The sequence below is a fragment of the Lysinibacillus louembei genome (genome assembly GCF_033880585.1).
Lineage (GTDB): Bacteria > Bacillota > Bacilli > Bacillales_A > Planococcaceae > Metasolibacillus > Metasolibacillus louembei.
In genome coordinates this window covers 2,482,268-2,502,234 of the sequence record NZ_CP137624.1, presented here as the reverse complement: position 1 = coordinate 2,502,234, position 19,967 = coordinate 2,482,268, and the positions used below count along the sequence as shown (strand labels likewise).

The window sequence follows — 19,967 nt, the reverse complement described above, 5'->3', positions numbered from 1 at the left end:
AAGATGGAGTGAATAGCGGAAAAACCGTATTCACTCCATCTTTTTTCGCCTATTTGATTAACTTCATAAAAAGATATCGCACAAATGGGCCAATAATAAGTATTTGCAGTGGCAACGCTATCACAAAGTTTTTCCCGAAAGCAGTTACATATTCCGCTACAAAATAAGCAGGCATATGACCTACATGTAGACTCATCGTCATGACACCATATAAGGTCATTACAAGTACCATGCCAATTACCATACATATGGAGATGGCTAAAATTTTATATACTTTTTTCGTTGTATGCATCGTTGCTTTAAAAGCAACTTTTTTCGCAATTGGTCCAACTAAAAACACTTCAAGTATAAAGGCAATCATAAATGTAATAAGAAAATTAATGAGCCCTTCCGTTAATGTAATTTCACCTATTAAACCATTTAGATAAAAATTATAGAAGGTCATCACGACGACCATTCCAAAACACATCATTAAACTGAATTGAATACTTTCTTTTCTCGTTATTGGCAAATAAATTCCCCTCTCTCGTCACTTTACAAATTCTAATTATAGAGAGAGGAAAAATTCTTCATAAGTGAACATTTCGTGAACTTTAATAATCACTTTCTACTGATTCAAGATAAAATAAACCACCACTTACAGCATCCATTTTAATTTTTGCATTGTAACGCTCTTGCAGTGCCTGCTGTTCAATTTGATAAACCTCAGGCTTGTCCTCCATATCCCCATAAAAATAATTGAGTACACGTAGCTCACGTTGCCATTTCATTATGGCTTCATCTGCCCATGCATGATTATCCTGCAAAATAATTTCTTCCATCGTTCTTTGCAAACGCTGTAATCCTCTAGTTGGTGCAATAATATGCTGCACACAAAAGCTATTTTGTGGCTTTGTCATCTGCAAATCTTTTTGCATAAGTAGCTCATGGAAATTTTGCTTTACGTAGCCTGTCATTAAATTCAAGCCAAATGAATAAAGCATTTCCTTTGTACAATCACAGCAATAGGACACTTTATAATTCACTGCAAGCCAAGGGGTTAGAAAATTTTGCGCAACGCCCCCTGTCTGCTCATACATTTGGACATATGCTCCTAACTCTCCTGTCACTTGGCGTAACTGCTGTAATCTTGGTGAACCAAAATGAATAATTTCTCCCTGCCCCTGCATGCTCGTCGTTAAATGTAATCGAGCTGGGTTCGGCTCACTATTTGTCGCCTCAACATATTGCCAATAAAATGGGCGATTCATTATTTTTTTATCCATCTCGACAGTTAATTGCACTTGCAAGCTATCGTTTAGCTGTAAAACCTCACAGCCTGTTTCCTGAAAAAAATGCGTTAAAAACTGATTGATTCGCTGCGCATCCATCGTTGGTCTCATCCGCTCCTATTCGTTAAAATCGCATCCAGCTCCCCGACCACTTGCTCAAATACGTCGATTTTGGCATGAAGCAATGCTAAAATATGCTGCTCAATCGTTTGTTCCACCGCAAAATTATAAATTTGTACATCCTCCGTCTGCCCTAAGCGGTGCACACGTCCGATGCGCTGCTCAAGCTTCATCGGATTCCATGGTAAATCATAGTTAATGACATGACTACAAAACTGTAGGTTAATCCCCTCACCGCCAGCCTCTGTTGCGATTAACACTTGCGCATGCTCCTTAAATAAATGCTTCATATAATCTCGCTTACTTTTTTTATATTTACCATTAAATAAAACAGAGGTAATACCCATTTCATATAAATAAGCTTGTAAATAGTGCTGTGTCGCACGGTATTCTGTAAAAATGATGACCTTATTATTAATTTGTTGAATAAGTTCAGCTGTTTTCTGCGCCTTTGAATTGATTGTTAATTGCTGCAAACCTTCCATAAGCTCTTCAGGTAGCTGTGGCATTTTTGACAATGTTTCACAAAGTGCCTCTTTACTGCTGCATAGCTCCTTTTGCAGCGTTAAGCGCGTCATTGGGTTTGGCACGTCTAAGCTGCTTATTTGCTCATAGATTGCCTGCTCCTCTTGCGAGAAATGAATTGGTACAATTTGCACATGGCGCTTCGTCCATTCAACATTTGTATCCTCTCGTCGATTACGCACCATCACTTGATGGACAAGCTCCTGTAAAAATTCTTGATGCTCCAGTGACTGCTTTTTAGCTGAAAAAGCAGCTTGAAAAGCCTCATAGCTCCCTAATTGCCCAGGCTTTAATAAGGAGATTAAATAAAACAATTCAAAAATATTATTTTGAATCGGTGTTGCTGTTAGCAATAAGCAAAACTTCTTTTTCAAGCTTTGCACAAACTCATAAATTTGTGTTTTATGATTTTTTAATTTATGTGCCTCATCAATAATAATCATGTCAAAATTTTGTGCATAAATCCGTTCTTTATGCGGGCTTTTCTTCGCTGTATCCATGCTCATCACAACAATATTGCACTGCTCAAGCCCATATTTTTTATGATAGGCAACTGCCGGAATATGAAACTTCAATGTCAATTCGTCAATCCATTGTGTAATGAGTGACGCAGGAGCTAAAATAAGTGCCTTTTGCACAAGACCACGTACCATGTATTCCTTTAAAATTAAGCCTGCTTCAATCGTTTTCCCTAAGCCTACCTCATCCGCCAAAATTGCCTTGCCATGCATTTGCTCAATAACCGTTGTTGCTGCCTCAATTTGATGCTGTAGCGGTGAAAGCATCGGCAAATATTTCACACATTGTAAGCCTGAAAAATCAGGTATTAATTGCGCCTTCGTCAGCTCATAATTCATTTGATAAAGCGCCCAGCTTTGCCAAGACTGCTCACCATTTAGCCGTTGCATAAAACCTTCCTGCCATTTTGTTGATTGTTCGATTTCCATATGGACCACCTCAGCATTCAATTACTTGTAGGGTGCCCGAAAAAATAAATTTTATCCATGCGTCATCATCGGATTTATAAGCTCGCTAAATTTCCGAGCAGCTCTTGATAAGGGCACTGACTTCAAATGACAAATACCAATGCTCCGCTCTGGTAATGGTTGCTGTAATGACAGCTCATATAAAAGCCCTTTTTCTAAATATTCCATCGCAAATTCCTTCGTTACACAGGCAATGCCTAAATTAATTTGCGCAAATTGCAGCAGTAAATCGTGTGAGCCCAGCTCAAATTCAGGTGTTAAATGATAGCCCTGCTCCTTCAAATAGTGCTCCACATAATTGCGTGAATTTGCCTTTTTACCCAGAAAAATTAACGGCATTTTCATTAACAAAGACAATGGAACAGGCTTTTTCGTTAAGTTTTTATATTTTTCTCCACAAACGAAAATATCATGGATTTTCTTGCATGGCAGCACCTGTAATTGTTCATCTTGAATAGGCAAATTACATACACCAATATCCGCTTCACCCGTTCTTATGAAATCTCGAATTTCAGAGGTTGTTCCGTTTAATACCGTAAGACGAACGCCTGGATATTTCAAATGGAACGTTTCTAAATAAGGTAGCAAAAAATAACGCGAAATTGTATCTCCTACGCCAATACGTAACTGCCCTGTTGTCAAATGCTTAAATTCCATTAGCTTTTCCTCACCTGAATGTAAAATGCCAAGTGCTGATTGCACATATTCATATAACACTTTCCCCTCATCCGTTAATATCACACCTTTTGGGGTGCGATGAAAAAGGGGTGTTGCAAGCTCTTTTTCTAATTTATGAATTGCTTGACTTACTGCGGATTGCGTCATGTAGAGCTCTTCTGCCGCTTTAGAAAAACTTTTATTATGGCTAACAATATTAAAAATACGGTAATAATCTAATTTTCCAATCATATTAATTCTACTTATACTCCCTATAATTATTATTAATTTTACTTATAACATATCATTGTTGTATAGTAAACTTTGGATAAAAAAGATAATTGGATGAAAACGTTAGGAGAGATACTATGGAACGTGTAGTTGGAACAGTTGTACGAGGACTTCGTGGTCCTATTATTAATGAAGGTGACGATATTGAACAAATCGTTGTTGATACAGTATTAAATGCAGCAAAAGTAGAAGGCTACTCAATTGAAGATCGTGATATTGTGACAGTAACAGAATCTGTTGTTGCACGTGCACAAGGAAATTACGCAGGCGTTGAGCATATCGCGAAGGATGTTGCGGCTAAATTTGGTGATGATACAATCGGTGTTATTTTCCCTATCCTATCTCGTAATCGCTTTGCCAACTGCTTACGCGGCATTGCAAAAGGTGCGAAAAAAATCGTGCTTATGCTAAGCTATCCATCTGATGAGGTAGGTAACCATTTAGTCGATATCGATGAGTTGGATGTGAAAGGTGTCAATCCTTGGACAGATACGTTATCAGAGGCTGAGTTCCGTGAGCATTTCGGCTTTAAAAAGCATACGTTTACAGGCGTAGACTATATTGAGTATTACAAACAATTAATTGAGGCAGAGGGCGCAGCATGTGAAGTCATCTTCTCAAACAACCCAAAAACAATTTTAGATTATACGAAAAGCGTTTTAGCATGTGATATTCATACACGTTTCCGTACAAAGCGTACATTAGTAAATAACGGTGCTGAAAAGGTCTTTACTTTAGATAATATTTTATCGGAATCCATTGATGGCTCTGGCTTCAATCCAGAATATGGCTTGCTTGGCTCGAATAAAGCGACAGAAGATACTGTTAAGCTATTCCCACATAATTGCCAGCCAATCGTTGATGGTATTCAAGCGAAAATTAAAGAAGCAACAGGTAAAATAGTTGAAGTGATGGTCTATGGTGATGGCGCATTTAAAGATCCTGTAGGGAAGATTTGGGAGCTTGCTGACCCAGTTGTATCACCTGCATATACAAAAGGTCTTGAAGGCACGCCAAATGAAGTGAAATTAAAATATTTAGCTGACAATGACTTTGCTGATTTACGAGGCGAGGAATTAAAAGCAGCGATTTCTGAATATATTACAAATAAAGGTGAAGATTTAACAGGTCAAATGGCTGCACAAGGTACAACACCACGTAAGCTAACAGACTTAATCGGCTCGCTGTCAGATTTAACCTCTGGCTCTGGCGACAAAGGAACACCAATGATTTATATTCAAGGCTACTTCGATAACTATACAAAATAATAAGACTAGGCGTCGGGGAAACGATTTCCCCGACGTCTTTGTTTATGCCTCGTAATTAAACTGCCATTCCACACCAAATTTATCTGTTAAGCCACCATAGCATTTGCTCCAAAACGTTTCTTGTAGCTCCATATGCACCTTGCCATCACGCTTTAATACATCAAAGGCATGACGCAGCTTTGCTTCATCGTTTGTGACAACAGCTAATGTCACATTGTTCCCTACTGTATATGGGTGTCCAGGGAATGTATCAGAAAACATTAAATCTGCCCCCATCGCTGACATACGAGCATGCATAATTAAATCTTTTGCTTCCTCTGGAATTGGGTGCTCATCGTTCGCATGCCCTTCTCCAAATGTCATCATTTGCGTTGTATCAGTTTGAAATGCTTCCTTATAAAGCTCAATCGCCTCACGTGTTTGTCCATCAAAAATTAAGTATACGTTAATTGCCATCTTATCCACTCTCCATCTCAATTTAGTAGTAGCTTGTACAATATTACGTTTTTTATTATACACCAAAAGGAACAAATGTTCTATATTTATTTTACGATGGTGCTAATCGCTTTAAAAGCGTCACCTTTTGCGACTTGCTGCATTTCAAATAAAGCCATTTCTACGCTCGTTTGTTTAGCGCCTAGCTGTAGCATTTTACCAATACCGAGCTGGCGATTTTCTGCCGTACGTGAGGATACACAGTCCACTAAAACCTCGACTTCATAGCCGTTTGCAAGTAAATGTGCTGCCGTTTGATAGACACAAATATGCGCTTCAATACCTGCAAGCAATATTTTTTTGCGGCCTGTTGCTTCAAGCTTTACACGAAATTCCTCTGTATCATAGGCGCTAAATGTAATTTTCTCAATTGGCTGTCCGTTAATTTCAGCAGCAATTTCAGGTGTTGTGGGACCCAAGCCTTTCGGATATTGCTCTAGCCATAAAATTGGCAGCTCCAATACATTTGCACCCTTCACTACTTTTACAATATTGTGAATGACATTTTCGCTATTTTCTACGATTTGTGCAAGCTTACCTTGTATATCAATTAAAACAAGTACTGCTTCTTCTTTTTGCAACATGGATGATTCCCCCTTTTCTCCTTATTATAAAACCTGCCTATATGTTTTACAATTTACAGCATTGAACAGCCTCTCTATTTTATGTATAGTTGTATGGCGAGGAGGTTTTTTAAATGTTAAGAAAAAGCTGGCTTATTAGCATCGCCATTTCTTTATTTGGCGTGATGATTATTGAATATTTTTTCACATTTCAACTGGATGATACAGTGAAACATGGCAATTTAGGTATTGTGGGGCTTGCACTTATTACCCCTTTTATTTTATTAAGCTTATTTGTGACATTTCGTTTTTTCATGGAGCTAGCGCGAGGCTCAAAAGACTCAATATTACGCAATATTTTAGTCATCGCAGGTATTGGATTGATTATCGCTACAGGCTATTATGCAGTGCAGTACAAAAATGATGTGTATGCCTCACTTGGTGGCACAACATATGACCCACAATCTCAAATCTACGGTCTTCCTGTTTTAAATGAATATACGAACCGAGTGTTTATTAATTACTATACGTTTTTATTTATCCATACGATCAGTGCAGTGCTTGGAGCTATTTATGGGGTTGTGAAGCCAAAAAAAGCGGCTGAGGAGATTGAGTAGTTTTTAGCTTACAGCAAAGGAGCTTTTTAGATGTCGAAGAGTGAATCTTCCAATTTTATTTTACATGCAAAGAGTAAGCAATTTTATTGGGAAGGGAATGGCCAACTATCTATTAAAACATTCTCAAATGGCAAAGCTCATTATAAGACCAATTATGGTTTTTATACTGTAGAGGAAAGTAGATACCTTCTACTTAATGAAGGTCCTTACACCATCTCCATTGAGGAAATAACCGAAGTGGAGTCTTTTTGTATTTTCTTTAAAGATGGTTTTGCTGGGGAAGTGTTTCGTGCATTAAAAGAAAAAAACGATACGCTTTTAACTGATCCATATAAGGAGATAGATTCTATCGACTTTTTTGATAAAACCTTTCATAAAAATAATGCTTTATCTGCTCAGCTACAATCCTTTAAACAGGCATTACCTGGCCTTGAAATGGATACGGCTGGCTATGAGGAGCCATTTCATATAATTATGCAATCTCTTTTGAATGAACATTTTCATGCATACAAAGAAATGGAATCATTAAAGGCGGTTCGTCCTTCTACACGTGAAGAATTATATAAAAGAATCAGTATAGCTCATGACTATATTAGGTCATATTTTCATACACCATTAAAATTAAATGAAATTGCACAAATCGCTTGTTTATCTGCTAACCATTTACTGAGAGCTTATTACCAGATATACGGTAAAACGCCACACCAGCATATATCCGAATTTAGAGTTCAAAAAGCGAGGTAGCTATTACAAGATGAAGATAAAAATATGACAAATATAACCTTTCAGCTAGGCTTTCAAAATCCTGTGTCCTTTAGCAAAATGTTTAAACAATATGTTGGAATCTCTCCTACAGAATATCGAAAAAAAGTGATATTGGATAAGAAAGATTTTAAGAAATGATTTATTCTTAGAATAGTTATTTGAAAGGAGAATATGACAATGATTCAAAAAGTAGGACAAATTGGGGTAACTGTTAAAGATTTAGGTCGCGCATTAGTTTTTTATAAAGAGAAATTAGGGCTCACACTTCTATTTAACACAGATACAATGGCTTTTTTTGAATGTAATGGACTGCGACTTCTGCTATCACTTCCTGAAAAAGAGGAGTTCGCTTCCTCAAGCTCTGTTATTTATTTTCAAGTAAATGACATTAAAAGCATTTATGAAAACTTAGTAGATAAAGGTGTGATCTTTATAGATGCACCTCATATGGTAGCGAAAATGGGACAGGTGGAAACATGGATGGTGTTTTTTAAGGATACAGAAGGTAATACCCATGCATTGATGAGTGAAGTGCAAATTTAAAAACAAAAGGAGACCGCCGCAACGGTCTCCTTTTGTTATTGGTTATTAACGTACTTCTGCTCCTGCTGCTGCAAGTGCTTTTAATACTTTGTTATGCGCTGCGACAACTTCTTCGTCTGTTAATGTGCGCTCTGCATCGAAGTATGTTAATGAAAAGGCAACGGATTTTTTGTCTGCTGCTACTTTTTCACCTTGGTATACGTCGAACACTTTAACATTTTTCAATAGCTTCGTACCTGCCGCACGAATAATCGCTTCGATTTCGCCTGCCGCTGTTGCGCGGTCTAGCTCTAATGCAATATCACGCGTAATGCTTGGGAAGCGTGGAACAGGGCTATAAACAAGTCCTTCTACTTCTGCATTTAAAATAGCGGCTAGCTTCATTTCCACTACATAAGTTTCTTTTAAATCGCTCTTTTTCTGCTCAGCAGGATGTAATTGACCGATTACCCCAATTACTTCGTCATTTAATAAAATATGTGCTGTACGTCCAGGGTGTAAGCCTTCTACTGCCGCTTTTTCATAACGCACTGCCGCAGTTAAGCCTAGCTGCGCAAACAATGCCTCTACAATGCCTTTTGCGACGAAGAAATCGACTGCTTTTTTCTCACCTTGCCATGCGTTATCTATCCAACGACCTGTTAAGGCAATCGCTAAATGCTCTTCCTCATGCGGTAAATCTTCCGCCGTTTTCCCAAGGAAGACAGAGCCAATTTCATACAATGCTACGTCGTTTACTTGACGTGCCACGTTATGGCTAACTGCATCAATTAAATGTGGCAGCAAGCTTTGACGCAATGTTGAGTGTTCTTCACTCATTGGCATTAAAAGCTTCGTTGTTTCCTCTTTTTGTAATGCAAATTTTTGTGCATCCTCAGCAGATGTTAATGAGTAAGTCACCGCTTGGTATAAGCCTGCCCCCTCCATCACATTACGCACAACACGGCGCTTCGCTTGATATGGTGTTAAGCCACCTACTTGCTCACCTGATGCTGGCAATGTCATCGGAATTTCATCATAGCCATACAGGCGTGCAATTTCTTCCACGATATCCTCTTCAATTGTAATATCACCACGACGTGTTGGTACATCAACAATTAAGACACCGTTCGCCGCTTCTACGCCGAATTGTAGGCGATTTAAAATCGAAATCATGTCCTCTAATGAAATTTTCATACCAAGGCGTGCATTAATGAAATCTGGTGATACGATAACTTGCTTTGGTGTTTTATCCAGTTCATCAACTAGCACCGTTCCTTCTAATACCTCGCCGCCTGCCAGTTCAGCTAATAGCTGTGCTGCACGCTCTGCTGCAAGCAATACGCGATTCGGGTCTACTCCCTTTTCGAAGCGTGCTGAAGAGTCTGAGCGTAAGCCTAAATCCTTCGATGTACGGCGCACAGATGAGCCTGCGAAATAAGCAGATTCAATGACAACAGTTGTTGTCGCATCAGAAACCTCTGATTTCGCACCACCCATGACACCCGCAACTGCCTCTGCTACTTCACCATTTGTAATTAAATAGTTATGCGGCTGTAATGTGCGTTCAATATCATCTAATGTCGTCATTTTTTCGCCTGCCTGCGCTGGGCGTGTGACGATTTTCCCTGTACTTAATTGATTGTAGTCGAAGGCATGCAATGGCTGACCGTATTCTAATAAAATATAGTTCGTAATATCGACTACATTGTTATGTGGACGAATGCCACCAGCCATTAAATAATGCTGTAGCCATAATGGTGACTCAGCCACTTGAATATTTTTAACAACTTTCGCAACATACAATGGGTTCACTGTCGTATCTTGTACTTCAAGCTGCAAGACATCTGCTGCTTTTTCATTTGATGTTGCGTATGTGATTTCAGGTAGTTTTACATCCGTGTCTAAAATTGCTGCAACTTCGTAAGCAACGCCTAGCATTGACATAGCATCAGAGCGGTTTGCTGTTAAACCTAGCTCTAACACTGTGTCGCGTAAGCCTAATAGCTCAAGTGCATCTGTGCCTGGCACGCTATCCTCTGGTAGCACATAAATCCCTTCGGCATAGGCTTTTGGTACAAGGCGACCTTCAATGCCTAATTCTTGTAATGAGCAAATCATTCCATTTGACTCTTGACCACGTAGCTTCGCTTTTTTAATTTTAATGCCGCCTGGTAAATGGGCGCCTGGACGAGCGACAATCACCTTTTGTCCTGCATCAACATTTGGTGCACCACAAATAATTTGCTGTAAGCTTTCTTCACCAACATCAACTTGACAAATATTTAATTTATCTGCTTCAGGGTGCTTTTCTTTTGAAACAACATGCCCAACAACGACATTTGTCATGCCCTGTGAGCGGTCAATCACAGCGTCCACTTCAATACCTGAACGTGTAATTTTTTCTGCTAATTCAGCTGGTGCTAAGTTTGAGAAATCAACATATTGGCTAAGCCATTTCAATGATACTAACATCGTTCTTCCACCTTACCCTTCTGCGCGCTCAAATTGTGATAGGAAGCGCACATCGTTTGTATAAAAATGACGAATATCGTCTACACCGTATTTCAGCATGGCAATACGCTCTACACCAATACCAAATGCAAAACCAGATACCTTTTTCGGATCATAGCCAGCCATTTCAAGTACATTTGGATGTACCATGCCTGAGCCTAAAATTTCAATCCATCCAGTTTGCTTACATACGTTACAGCCTGAGCCACCACATTTGAAGCATGATACGTCAACCTCTACAGAAGGCTCTGTGAACGGGAAAAAGGATGGACGTAAACGAATTTCACGATCAGCACCAAACATTTTTTTCGTTAAGACATCAAGCGTACCCTTTAAATCGCTCATACAAATATTTTCGCCTACAACAAGGCCTTCAATTTGCATGAATTGATGCGAGTGTGTTGCATCGTCTGAATCGCGACGGAATACTTTCCCTGGACAAATAATGCGCACTGCTGCACCTTGTTTCGCCTCCATTGTACGTGCTTGTACTGGCGATGTTTGTGTACGCAATAAAATTTCCTCGGAAATATAAAACGTATCCTGCATATCACGTGCTGGATGGTCTTTCGGTAAGTTTAATGCCTCGAAATTGTAGTAGTCTTTTTCCACTTCTGGCCCTTCTGCAATTTCGTAGCCCATTGAAATGAATAAATCTTCAATTTCCTCAATAACGCGTGTTAATGGATGACGGTTTCCTGATTTCACCGCTGCACCTGGCAATGTCACGTCAATTGATTCTTGCTCTAATTGCGCTTGAATTGCCTGTTCCTCTAAAATCGCTGCCTTTGCCTCTAATTCAGTCGTTACTTGCTCACGCACTGTATTGACCAAGGCTCCCATTTTCGGACGCTCTTCAGCAGATAGCTTCCCCATCCCTTTTAATAAATCTGTAATTGGTCCTTTTTTGCCTAAGTACGCAACACGCACTTCGTTTAATGCTTTTAAATTGGCTGCTTCTTCAATTTTTTGTAGCATTTCTGCTTTCAATTGATTCAATTGTTGTTCCATTATTTTTCCTCCTTCAAATGATGTACAAACAAAAAAACCCCGCCCTAAAAAAGGGACGAGGTTGAATGTTCGCGGTACCACCCTAGTTATTGCTATTGCAATCACTTCATTTACATAACGACGCGTTAAACGCCGGCTATTCTTTCTTCGATGCTGATGTGCGAATTCCCGAATAGCTGCTCGCGGGGTGAACTGTAGTGTTCGATTTCATTATGCAAGCTTTCAGTCGCGGCTTGCACTCCCTTAAATGAATCAATTGAACCTACTCTTCCCGGTCAATGCATTTATTTATACAATATGTTTTTATTCTACGCTATTTTTGTAGAAGGTTCAAGTTGATTACTAAAAATGATAATGAATTTGAAACGAAGATATCGAGATTTTTAGTACTAAAGTAATAATTCGCCCAACGGATGACAAAATTCGCTCATCCAATGTGGAAATTCGCTCATCCAGCAACTAAATTCGCTCAACGAAACTAACAGGGGCTGTTCAAAAATGAACAGCCCTCCTTTCTATTTCACAAACGCATACAATAAAATCCCTGTCGCGACAGCTACATTCAATGATTCAGCCTGCCCTAAAATCGGGATGATAATGTTTTGATCTGTCTTCGCTAAAAGCTGTGGGCTAATACCACTGCCTTCATTGCCAACGATTAATGCAAAGGCATCTGTTGCTTGGATATCCTTGTACGATACCGCATTTTCAAGCGCTGTGCCGTAGACAGCAACACCTTCGTCTTGCAGATTTTCTATCCATTCAGCTAAATCGCCACGTACTACAGGAATATGGAAATGTGAGCCTTGTGCCGAGCGCAATGTTTTCGGGTTGAAGGCGTCTGCACTGCCTTTCCCTAATATAACCGCATCTAAGCCAGCCGCATCTGCCGTGCGAATCATTGTACCAATATTGCCTGGGTCCTGTACCGCATCGACAAGTAATACTTTGCGCCATGCATTCATACCCTCTATTTTTGGCTGCTTGCAATGTGCAAAGACGCCTTGTGATTGCTCGGTTTCAGCTAACTCTTTAGCGACTGCCTCATTTACTTGCACAATCTCCACATCATCAATTGACCAAAGCAGTGGTAAATCTACATTGTCCTTGACGATAATTTGTACAATTTGCTCTTTATTTTTTAATGCCTCTTCTACAAGATGAAAGCCTTCCACGATAAACTCACTTGATTTTTCGCGTTCCTTGCGTGTTGTCACAAGCTTTTTCCAATGCTTCACCAATGCATTTTGTGTTGATTCAATTCGTTTCATCATTCAATACCGCCCTTTTTTTCTCAATGCCTCATTTTATCATAAAATTATTTTGAAAAGTATAATTCCACTGATTTTGTCCATAGTAACAATATACTGATATTTTTTAAAGGAGATTGAACGATGAACTTTCAAATACGACAAGCAATTACTGCTAATGTTGCAGGGCAAAATGCACAGGAATTAACTGATATTGTAGAGGATGCAATTGAGCGTGGCGAGGAGCACTTATTACCAGGGCTCGGCGTGTTTTTAGAAAAATGGTGGAATGTAGCGGATGAACAAGAACGCCAACACTTTACAGAAAAGCTAGCGACACAATTTAATTAGCAGTAAAAAAGCAATCCAGCGTCTCCTGGATTGCTTTCGCTATGTAGCGATGGTGTAGTCCATCTTGATTACATTCATCGCAATGTAGTTATTTAATCGTGGACAGCGTCTCCCGTACAGCGATTAAAGGGAACTACGACAGCATTTGGTTGCGCTACCTGCTTGCAAATGCCCGATTTTGATTCAGCTAAACGCTGAATCAAAATCAAACCTCCGGTGGATGTCACAGATTTTAAAAAGGTACTTTTCGAGCTAGCTCGAAAAAATCTGGACGCAATTACGCCAAGGCGCAATTGATCTATTAGATACAGTTGCGACCCGCAACTTGTTATCTACGCTAATAAAGAAATTAATACTGCCTTTTGTGCATGCAAACGATTTTCTGCTTGCTCAAAAATATAAGAGTTTGGTCCATCAATAACAGATGTCGCTACTTCTTCTTCACGATGTGCTGGTAAGCAGTGTAAAAACATATAATCAGGCTTCGCATGTGCGACCAGCTCATCGTTAATTTGATAGCCTCGGAAATCCTTTAAGCGTTGCTCTGTTTCCTCTTCCTGCCCCATCGATGTCCATACATCTGCATAAATAGCATCTGCATTTTTCACTGCCTCAACTGGGTTATGTGTTGCAAGTACAGAGCCACCATTTGCTAGTGCAATTTGTTGTGCCTGCTCCATAATTGTTGCATCACATTCATAGCCAGCAGGTGTTGCTACTGCTACATGCATTCCTACATGTGCCGCTGCAATGACAAGTGCATGTGCCACATTATTGCCATCACCTACATATGCTACCTTCAAGCCTTTTAGCTCGCCTTTATGCTCAGCGATTGTTTCTAAGTCAGCTAATGCTTGGCAAGGATGATCTAAATCTGTTAAACCGTTAATCACTGGGATTGTTGCAGATTGTGCAAGCTCCTCGACCATCGTGTGAGAATTGGCACGAATCATAATTCCATCTAAATAACCTGATAACACACGACCTGTATCTGCAACAGGCTCTCCACGACCGATTTGCATATCGCGTGCATTCATATACATGCCATAGCCACCTAGCTGCTGCATGCCTACTTCAAATGAAACGCGTGTACGAGTGGAGCTTTTTTCAAAAATCATGCCAAGCGTCTTACCTTCTAGTAAACGTGGGCATTTGCCTTGCTTTGTCACGATTTTCATCTGTGTTGCAAGCTTGATTAATGCCTGCACTTCCTCGCTTGTGTAATCAAGCAATGTTAATAAATCTTTTCCCTTTAAACTGTCAACAGGCTTTAACTGTACCTCTTCTAATAATTTCATATTTATACGCACCTCTGTAACTTTATGTTGTTTTCATTATACGTATGAATAAATATAAAATCAAGTGTATTTTTATGTTTTTTAATATTTATTTAAAACTTTCGATAAATATACATTGTTTTTCAAAAAATAAACGTGTCTATTCAACACGTTTATTTCACATAGCGCTGCATCGTTTCATACATTGCCCTTGTTTCCTCGCTTGAAGCTAAATTAAAAATAACAATTTGATCATCTGCAACAAAACGAATAAATGGCGGCTTACTTTTATCAACAAACAATTTTGCTTTCTCGCCATTTTCCAGCTTAAAGTGTCCTTTGAGCTTTGTACCAACTGCCGAGCCGTTTGTGCGCACCGCAATTTCTGGTAACGTTTCGATTAATTCTAACTGCTGTATATTTTTCCACCCATATTCATTGCCATACACTCCTTTCACTTCAAGCTGCTGCTCTGTTGCGATGATAGATGTTTGCTGTAATGAAAAATAGATTAAAATTGCAACACCGACGAATGTAACAGCTAAAATAATAGCAGGTTTTTTTAGTTGTTTGCCTGCACCTTTTTTCAATTTACCATGCTCATCCATGATATTATGATTGAATTTTTGAGATTTAATTACAATCACAATCGCTGAAATAATTAAAACAATAATAAGCGGCGTCATCAAGCGATGATAGCCGAACCTATCAGCAGCTCCTAACGCTAAAAATAATAATGCGATGCCGTACATATAGCGACCAATAAAGCGGCTGAGCCCTTCTATATCTACATGTTTCTTCTGTTCCTTCGACATCGTATTATAGCCTGAAATAAGAAAATACCATTTAAATTTATGCACTGCAAAGCCTAAAAATACCAAAACTGCGGCAATAATTATCCAAACCATTGTGCTCTCCTTTCTTTTGAAAAAAGGTAGAAATATTCACTCTCGAATATTTCTACCTGACAATTTTATTCAAAAATAATTTGATTCACTGTATCACGGTCTAATTTTTTAATTACTTCAACGATTAATTTCACCGCATTTTCATAGTCATCACGGTGTAAAATCCCAGCATGTGAATGAATATAGCGCGTTGCTACACCAATTGCAAGCGATGGTACACCGTTCGCTGTAATATGAATTGCCCCAGCATCTGTACCGCCACCTGCGATTGTTTCAAATTGGTAAGGAATGTTATTTTCTTCTGCTACATCTAGTACAAAGTCACGTAAACCGCTATGTGCAACCATTGATGCATCATAGATGACGATTTGTGGACCTGCGCCCATTTTCGATGTCGATTCCTTTGGTGTTACCCCTGGTGTATCCCCTGCGATACCTACATCTACCGCAAAGCCGATATCTGGTTGAATTTTATGTGTCGCTGTTTTTGCACCACGTAAACCGATTTCCTCTTGTACGCTACCTACACCGTATACGATATTGGGATGCTTTTCATCCTTTAATGCACGCAATACATCAATGGCAATTGCACAGCCGATACGGTTATCCCATGCTTTCGCTAATAGATGCTTGTCATTTTTCATCACGTGGAATTCGAAATATGGTGTAATCATATCACCTGGACGAATGCCCCATTCCATCGCCTCTTCTTTTGAAGTAGCGCCAACATCGATAAACATATCTTTAATATCCACTGGCTTTTTGCGTACTTCCGCAGGCAAAATATGTGGTGGCTTTGAACCGATAACACCGATAATTTCTTCACCGCTGCGTGTTGTAATCGTCATGCGCTGTGCAAGCATCACTTGCCCCCACCAGCCGCCAACTGTTTGGAAGCTAATAAAGCCTTTATCATCAATTTTTGTTACCATTAAGCCGATTTCATCTAAGTGTCCTGAAACCATAATTTTTGGTCCGTTCGTATCACCTACTTTTTTGGCGATTAAGCTGCCTAAATTATCTGTTTCCATTTCATCAGCAAAAGGTGCTATGTATTTTTTCATCACTTCACGTGGTGCACGCTCATTTCCTGGGATACCATTTGCATCCGTTAAATCCTTCAACATTTGTAATGTTGCATCTAATTGTGTCATTATTCCGACCTCCTAAATATACTGCCCTTTTATTATAACGTGAAAACGCTTCCGATGAAAAGAAAACATTTCATTGAAATGCTTTTACGACAATTTGCTCAGCCAACAATTTCTGCTGTACTAATTGTGCAAATTGCACTGCATGCTCACCATCCCCATGTAAACAAATCGTATCTGCACGCAGCACAACATCTATTCCTTGCTGTGATGTCACCTTGCCATGCTTCACCATTTGCACAATTTGTTGCACCGCCTGCTCCCCACTTGTAATGAGCGCGTTTGGCTCATTGCGTGACGTAAGCGTGCCATCTGACTGATACGTACGATCCGCAAACACCTCGTGTGCTGTTTGTAAACCGATTTTTTCTCCCGCTTCTGTTAAAGCACTTGAAGCTAAGCCAAATAAAATTAACTTTGGTGAAACATCGTAAACAGCTTGGGCAACCGCCTCTGCTAACGCTTGATTTTTCGTTGCCATATTATATAAAGCACCATGTGGCTTTACATGCTGCATTTGTGCATGCATTGTTGTTAAAAATGCTTGCAATGCACCGATTTGATAGACAACCATATCGTATGCTTCCTGCGGTGAAATCGCCATTTCACGCCGGCCAAAGCCAACTAAATCAGGCAGACCAGGATGTGCACCAATTTTCACATCATATTGTAACGCTAATTTAATCGTTTCACGCATCACTGCCGGGTCACCTGCATGAAAGCCACAGGCAATGTTGACTGAAGTGATATATTGCAGTATTTCCTCCGCTTCACCTAATCGATAATTGCCAAAGCCTTCACCTAAATCGCAATTTATATCTACTTTATACATCTATTATCCTCTCCTTGTTTCTATTATAATAAGTGCCAGGCACACACACAATTCATGGAGGTTATTATATTGACGCATATTACCTTTAAACCTTTAAATGATTGCGCACTGCTGATCGTTTTTGGTGATAGCATTTCCATTACAACACATCAAGAAATCCAGCATTTTCATAAAACGATTGAAGAGCAGCCATTTCAAGGGATGATTGAAGCGGTCCCAAGTTATACATCGATTTGTATTTATTATGATGTGATGCAAGTCGTGCGCAAACCTTCACAAACGATTTATGAAAGCATTGTTACCTATTTGCAAAGCTTGCTGACGAAAAATGAGCAGCATGATTTATCCACGCGTCGCTTAATTGATATTCCTGTTGTATATGGTGGTGAATACGGACCCGATTTAGCCTTTGTTGCGAGCTATCATGGGTTATCAGAAGAGGAAATTATTGAACGCCATAGCTCACAGCAATATATTGTTTATATGCTCGGCTTTGCACCTGGCTTTGCTTTTTTAGGAGGGCTGGACGAAACCATTGCCACACCTCGCAAAGAAGTACCCCGTTTAACAATCCCAGCAGGCTCTGTCGGGATTGGTGGACAGCAAACAGGGGTCTATCCTTTCGAAACACCGGGCGGCTGGCAAATTATCGGGAGAACACCCCAGCGACTATTTTTGCCTGAGCAATACCCACCGACCTATTTACAGGCTGGAGACCGCATACGTTTCCGAGCTATCTCTGCACAGCAATGGAGGGATTTCATATGACGATTACAGTAATAAAACCAGGACTTTTTTCAACCTTGCAAGATGGCGGGCGCTATGCTAGCCAGCAATATGGGGTTATCGTGAGCGGTGCAATGGATAGGTTATCTTATCACATCGGGCAATTATTACTACAGCAAGAAAATAAAGCAGCTATCGAAATAACGATGATTGGCCCTACTTTACGCTTTGATGTAGATACGGTCATCGCAATTACTGGTGCCAATTTCCTGCCACTGTTAAACGATAAGCCTTGCCCTATGTGGCGCCCTGTTTCCGTGAAGGCAGGAAGTGTTTTGCAATGTGCAACCGCTACAATTGGTGCTAGAGGCTATATTGCCGTCAAGCATGGCTTGCAAGTACCTGGCATTTTAGGTAGCCGCAGTACTTATTTGCGCGCAAAAATAGGCGGCTTTCACGGTCGTGCTCTACAAAAGGGGGATGTGTTGCCAATCAGAGCAAGCGATGCTAGACGTACAAATTATTTTGTGAAGCCAGAGCATTTTATCGAGTTTTCTAATGATGTAACGATTCGTATAACAGAGGGAACAGAGTGGCAAGCCTTTACAAAGGAAAGCCAAGAGTTCTTTTTATCGACAGCTTTTCAATTATCAACAGATGCTGATCGCATGGGTTATCGGCTACAAAGCGATATGTGCTTAACACGCTCGCTGCAAAAGGATTTAATTTCCGAGGCGGTTACATTCGGTACTATTCAAGTACCACCTAGCGGGCAGCCGATTGTGTTAATGGCAGATTGCCAAACAACAGGTGGGTATCCAAAAATTGCACAAGTGATTCAAGCGGATTTACCAAAGCTCGCACAGCTTCAACCATTAGCGAAAATCCGCTTTACCACTGTCTCAATAGAAGAAGCACAGAATATTTATATGAGGCAGCAACAGCAATTAGCATTATTAAAAAATTTTTTATAAAAAATGAAACCTTTTACGTAACTCATTCGTATAGGAGGGACTATGGACTAACAAGGGGGAACTTTTCATGGCTCTTCTACTTCGAGTGCTAATTTTAGTTGTGGTTATTTACATATTTTATAAAGGAGTTCGCTATCTGATCGATCCGAAACGCAAGCTAGATGAAGCTTATGAAAACGGGCAATATTATTTTTATGATGATGTAAAAAACGTGCGCAAAAATTTCTTTATTTCTTATAAAGGAGCACTTTTTGAAGGTGAAAAATATTTAGGGGCAACAGAGGATGCATTTGAAGTTATTTCGATTTTTGTCTTTGTCCATGATACGATGAAGCTACAAGGATTGACGAAAAGCGATTTTTTATATTTAGAAAAAGAAATTAAAATGAGCTATCCAAATGCAAAAATTAGCTGGAAAAATCCAATTGAACAGTTAATGAAAGAAGAAAGTAGCGAGCATCTATAAGCTTGACTACTTTCTTTTTATATTACTTCAATAATGTAACAAGCACGTAAATTTGTAAGGCTGCAAGCAATGGAAAGCCAAATGCAAAGGAATTGTGGCGCGTTTTATGACGGAATAAATACATGCCAAGCACACCACCAATTGCCCCACCTAAAATGGCTACGCTAAATAATGTTTTTTCTGCAATACGCCACTCTTTTTTCGTTGCTTTTGCCTTATCACGATACATCAGTATGCAAAGGATAAGCGACATGACTGCTACATATGCAAGTGCAGCAAATTCTATTTTCATTTTTTCACCCCATACAAGAAAAAAGACTGATGGATACCCACCAGTCTGTATTCATTATTTAGCTTGTGCGTTTTTTGCTTCTGTCGCTGACACTTTCGATGCAGAAATACAAAGTACAAGCTTATTTGCAATGCT

Annotated in this window: 21 protein-coding genes, 1 pseudogene and 1 other annotated feature; of the genes and pseudogenes, 8 read left to right on the top strand and 14 right to left on the bottom strand. The window is 39.6% G+C overall.

All coding sequences use genetic code 11. The annotated features are described in order from the left end of the window. Positions 1–49 precede the first annotated feature (49 nt). The 4 genes from R6U77_RS12510 to R6U77_RS12495 form a co-directional block, all read right to left on the bottom strand. Positions 50–511 (bottom strand): DUF2798 domain-containing protein, encoded by a 462-nt coding sequence (locus R6U77_RS12510; RefSeq protein WP_319835887.1) that lies wholly within the window; start codon positions 509–511, stop codon positions 50–52. 82 nt (positions 512–593) lie between these two features. Next, positions 594–1,382, bottom strand: a complete 789-nt coding sequence (locus R6U77_RS12505) for a YqhG family protein (protein WP_319835886.1) — start codon at positions 1,380–1,382, stop codon at positions 594–596. After that, positions 1,379–2,863: a DEAD/DEAH box helicase gene (locus R6U77_RS12500; protein WP_319835885.1), complete on the bottom strand. Its 1,485-nt coding sequence runs from the start codon at positions 2,861–2,863 to the stop codon at positions 1,379–1,381. The genes R6U77_RS12505 and R6U77_RS12500 overlap by 4 nt, the downstream gene beginning before the upstream one ends. Before the next feature lie 51 nt (positions 2,864–2,914). Next, a complete protein-coding gene (locus R6U77_RS12495) occupies positions 2,915–3,811 on the bottom strand; it encodes a LysR family transcriptional regulator (RefSeq protein ID WP_319835884.1) in 897 nt (298 codons plus the stop codon). A gap of 116 nt (positions 3,812–3,927) precedes the next feature. On the opposite strand from R6U77_RS12495, the gene R6U77_RS12490 reads away from it, so the two are divergent. Further along, positions 3,928–5,118, top strand: a complete 1,191-nt coding sequence (locus tag R6U77_RS12490) for a coenzyme F420-0:L-glutamate ligase (RefSeq protein WP_319835883.1) — start codon at positions 3,928–3,930, stop codon at positions 5,116–5,118. A gap of 42 nt (positions 5,119–5,160) precedes the next feature. On the opposite strand, the gene R6U77_RS12485 is transcribed toward R6U77_RS12490, so the two are convergent. Further along, positions 5,161–5,574 carry a VOC family protein gene (locus R6U77_RS12485; RefSeq protein WP_319835882.1) on the bottom strand — a complete coding sequence of 138 codons (414 nt, stop codon included), beginning with the start codon at positions 5,572–5,574 and terminating at the stop codon, positions 5,161–5,163. An 86-nt stretch (positions 5,575–5,660) separates the two neighbouring features. Beyond that, positions 5,661–6,197 carry a hydrolase gene (locus R6U77_RS12480; protein ID WP_293926181.1) on the bottom strand — a complete coding sequence of 179 codons (537 nt, stop codon included), beginning with the start codon at positions 6,195–6,197 and terminating at the stop codon, positions 5,661–5,663. A gap of 113 nt (positions 6,198–6,310) precedes the next feature. Between R6U77_RS12480 and R6U77_RS12475 the strand changes: the two genes are divergently transcribed. The 3 genes and pseudogenes from R6U77_RS12475 (at position 6,311) to R6U77_RS12465 (ending at position 8,101) form a co-directional block, all read left to right on the top strand. Continuing rightward, on the top strand, positions 6,311–6,793 hold the full coding sequence (locus R6U77_RS12475) for a nucleoside-diphosphate sugar epimerase (protein ID WP_319835881.1): 483 nt from the start codon (positions 6,311–6,313) through the stop codon (positions 6,791–6,793). A 30-nt stretch (positions 6,794–6,823) separates the two neighbouring features. Continuing rightward, positions 6,824–7,696 (top strand): annotated as a pseudogene (locus R6U77_RS12470) (helix-turn-helix domain-containing protein). Between the two features lie 33 nt (positions 7,697–7,729). Continuing rightward, positions 7,730–8,101, top strand: coding sequence for a VOC family protein (locus R6U77_RS12465; protein ID WP_456319653.1), 372 nt, complete (start codon positions 7,730–7,732; stop codon positions 8,099–8,101). A gap of 45 nt (positions 8,102–8,146) precedes the next feature. On the opposite strand, the gene pheT is transcribed toward R6U77_RS12465, so the two are convergent. The 3 genes from pheT to R6U77_RS12450 all read right to left on the bottom strand — a co-directional run bounded on the left by pheT (position 8,147) and on the right by R6U77_RS12450 (position 12,876). Next, the gene (gene pheT, locus R6U77_RS12460; RefSeq protein WP_319835879.1) at positions 8,147–10,555 is read right to left on the bottom strand and encodes a phenylalanine--tRNA ligase subunit beta; all 2,409 of its coding nucleotides are present in this window, start codon (positions 10,553–10,555) and stop codon (positions 8,147–8,149) included. A 12-nt stretch (positions 10,556–10,567) separates the two neighbouring features. Then, positions 10,568–11,605, bottom strand: coding sequence for a phenylalanine--tRNA ligase subunit alpha (gene pheS, locus R6U77_RS12455; RefSeq protein WP_293926174.1), 1,038 nt, complete (start codon positions 11,603–11,605; stop codon positions 10,568–10,570). Positions 11,606–11,653: 48 nt separating this feature from the next. Then, positions 11,654–11,893 (bottom strand) — a binding site (T-box leader). A 227-nt stretch (positions 11,894–12,120) separates the two neighbouring features. Next, positions 12,121–12,876, bottom strand: a complete 756-nt coding sequence (locus R6U77_RS12450) for a TrmH family RNA methyltransferase (RefSeq protein ID WP_319838377.1) — start codon at positions 12,874–12,876, stop codon at positions 12,121–12,123. 123 nt (positions 12,877–12,999) lie between these two features. Here R6U77_RS12450 and sspI point away from each other — a divergent pair, with 123 nt between their 5' ends. Continuing rightward, positions 13,000–13,206, top strand: a complete 207-nt coding sequence (gene sspI / locus R6U77_RS12445) for a small acid-soluble spore protein SspI (RefSeq protein ID WP_319835878.1) — start codon at positions 13,000–13,002, stop codon at positions 13,204–13,206. A gap of 332 nt (positions 13,207–13,538) precedes the next feature. Here the strand turns inward: sspI and argF are convergent, their stop codons facing one another. From argF to R6U77_RS12425, 4 genes are all read right to left on the bottom strand, one after another. Beyond that, complete coding sequence (argF, locus tag R6U77_RS12440; RefSeq protein WP_319835877.1) at positions 13,539–14,504, bottom strand: ornithine carbamoyltransferase; 966 nt, start codon at positions 14,502–14,504, stop codon at positions 13,539–13,541. 152 nt (positions 14,505–14,656) lie between these two features. Continuing rightward, positions 14,657–15,391: a DUF3784 domain-containing protein gene (locus R6U77_RS12435; RefSeq protein WP_319835876.1), complete on the bottom strand. Its 735-nt coding sequence runs from the start codon at positions 15,389–15,391 to the stop codon at positions 14,657–14,659. Between the two features lie 65 nt (positions 15,392–15,456). Further along, entirely contained in the window at positions 15,457–16,545 is a 1,089-nt protein-coding gene (locus R6U77_RS12430; protein ID WP_293926162.1) for a M42 family metallopeptidase, read from the bottom strand. Positions 16,546–16,615: 70 nt separating this feature from the next. Next, entirely contained in the window at positions 16,616–17,374 is a 759-nt protein-coding gene (locus R6U77_RS12425) for a LamB/YcsF family protein (protein WP_319835875.1), read from the bottom strand. A gap of 54 nt (positions 17,375–17,428) precedes the next feature. On the opposite strand from R6U77_RS12425, the gene pxpB reads away from it, so the two are divergent. From pxpB to R6U77_RS12410, 3 genes are all read left to right on the top strand, one after another. Then, positions 17,429–18,142 carry a 5-oxoprolinase subunit PxpB gene (gene pxpB, locus R6U77_RS12420; RefSeq protein WP_406601043.1) on the top strand — a complete coding sequence of 238 codons (714 nt, stop codon included), beginning with the start codon at positions 17,429–17,431 and terminating at the stop codon, positions 18,140–18,142. Further along, complete coding sequence (locus R6U77_RS12415) at positions 18,139–19,074, top strand: 5-oxoprolinase subunit C family protein (RefSeq protein WP_319835873.1); 936 nt, start codon at positions 18,139–18,141, stop codon at positions 19,072–19,074. The genes pxpB and R6U77_RS12415 overlap by 4 nt, the downstream gene beginning before the upstream one ends. A 67-nt stretch (positions 19,075–19,141) precedes the next feature. Further along, entirely contained in the window at positions 19,142–19,540 is a 399-nt protein-coding gene (locus tag R6U77_RS12410) for a sigma-w pathway protein ysdB (protein WP_293926154.1), read from the top strand. A 22-nt stretch (positions 19,541–19,562) separates the two neighbouring features. Here the strand turns inward: R6U77_RS12410 and R6U77_RS12405 are convergent, their stop codons facing one another. Further along, positions 19,563–19,832: a DUF1294 domain-containing protein gene (locus R6U77_RS12405; protein ID WP_406601042.1), complete on the bottom strand. Its 270-nt coding sequence runs from the start codon at positions 19,830–19,832 to the stop codon at positions 19,563–19,565. Positions 19,833–19,967: the final 135 nt, after the last annotated feature.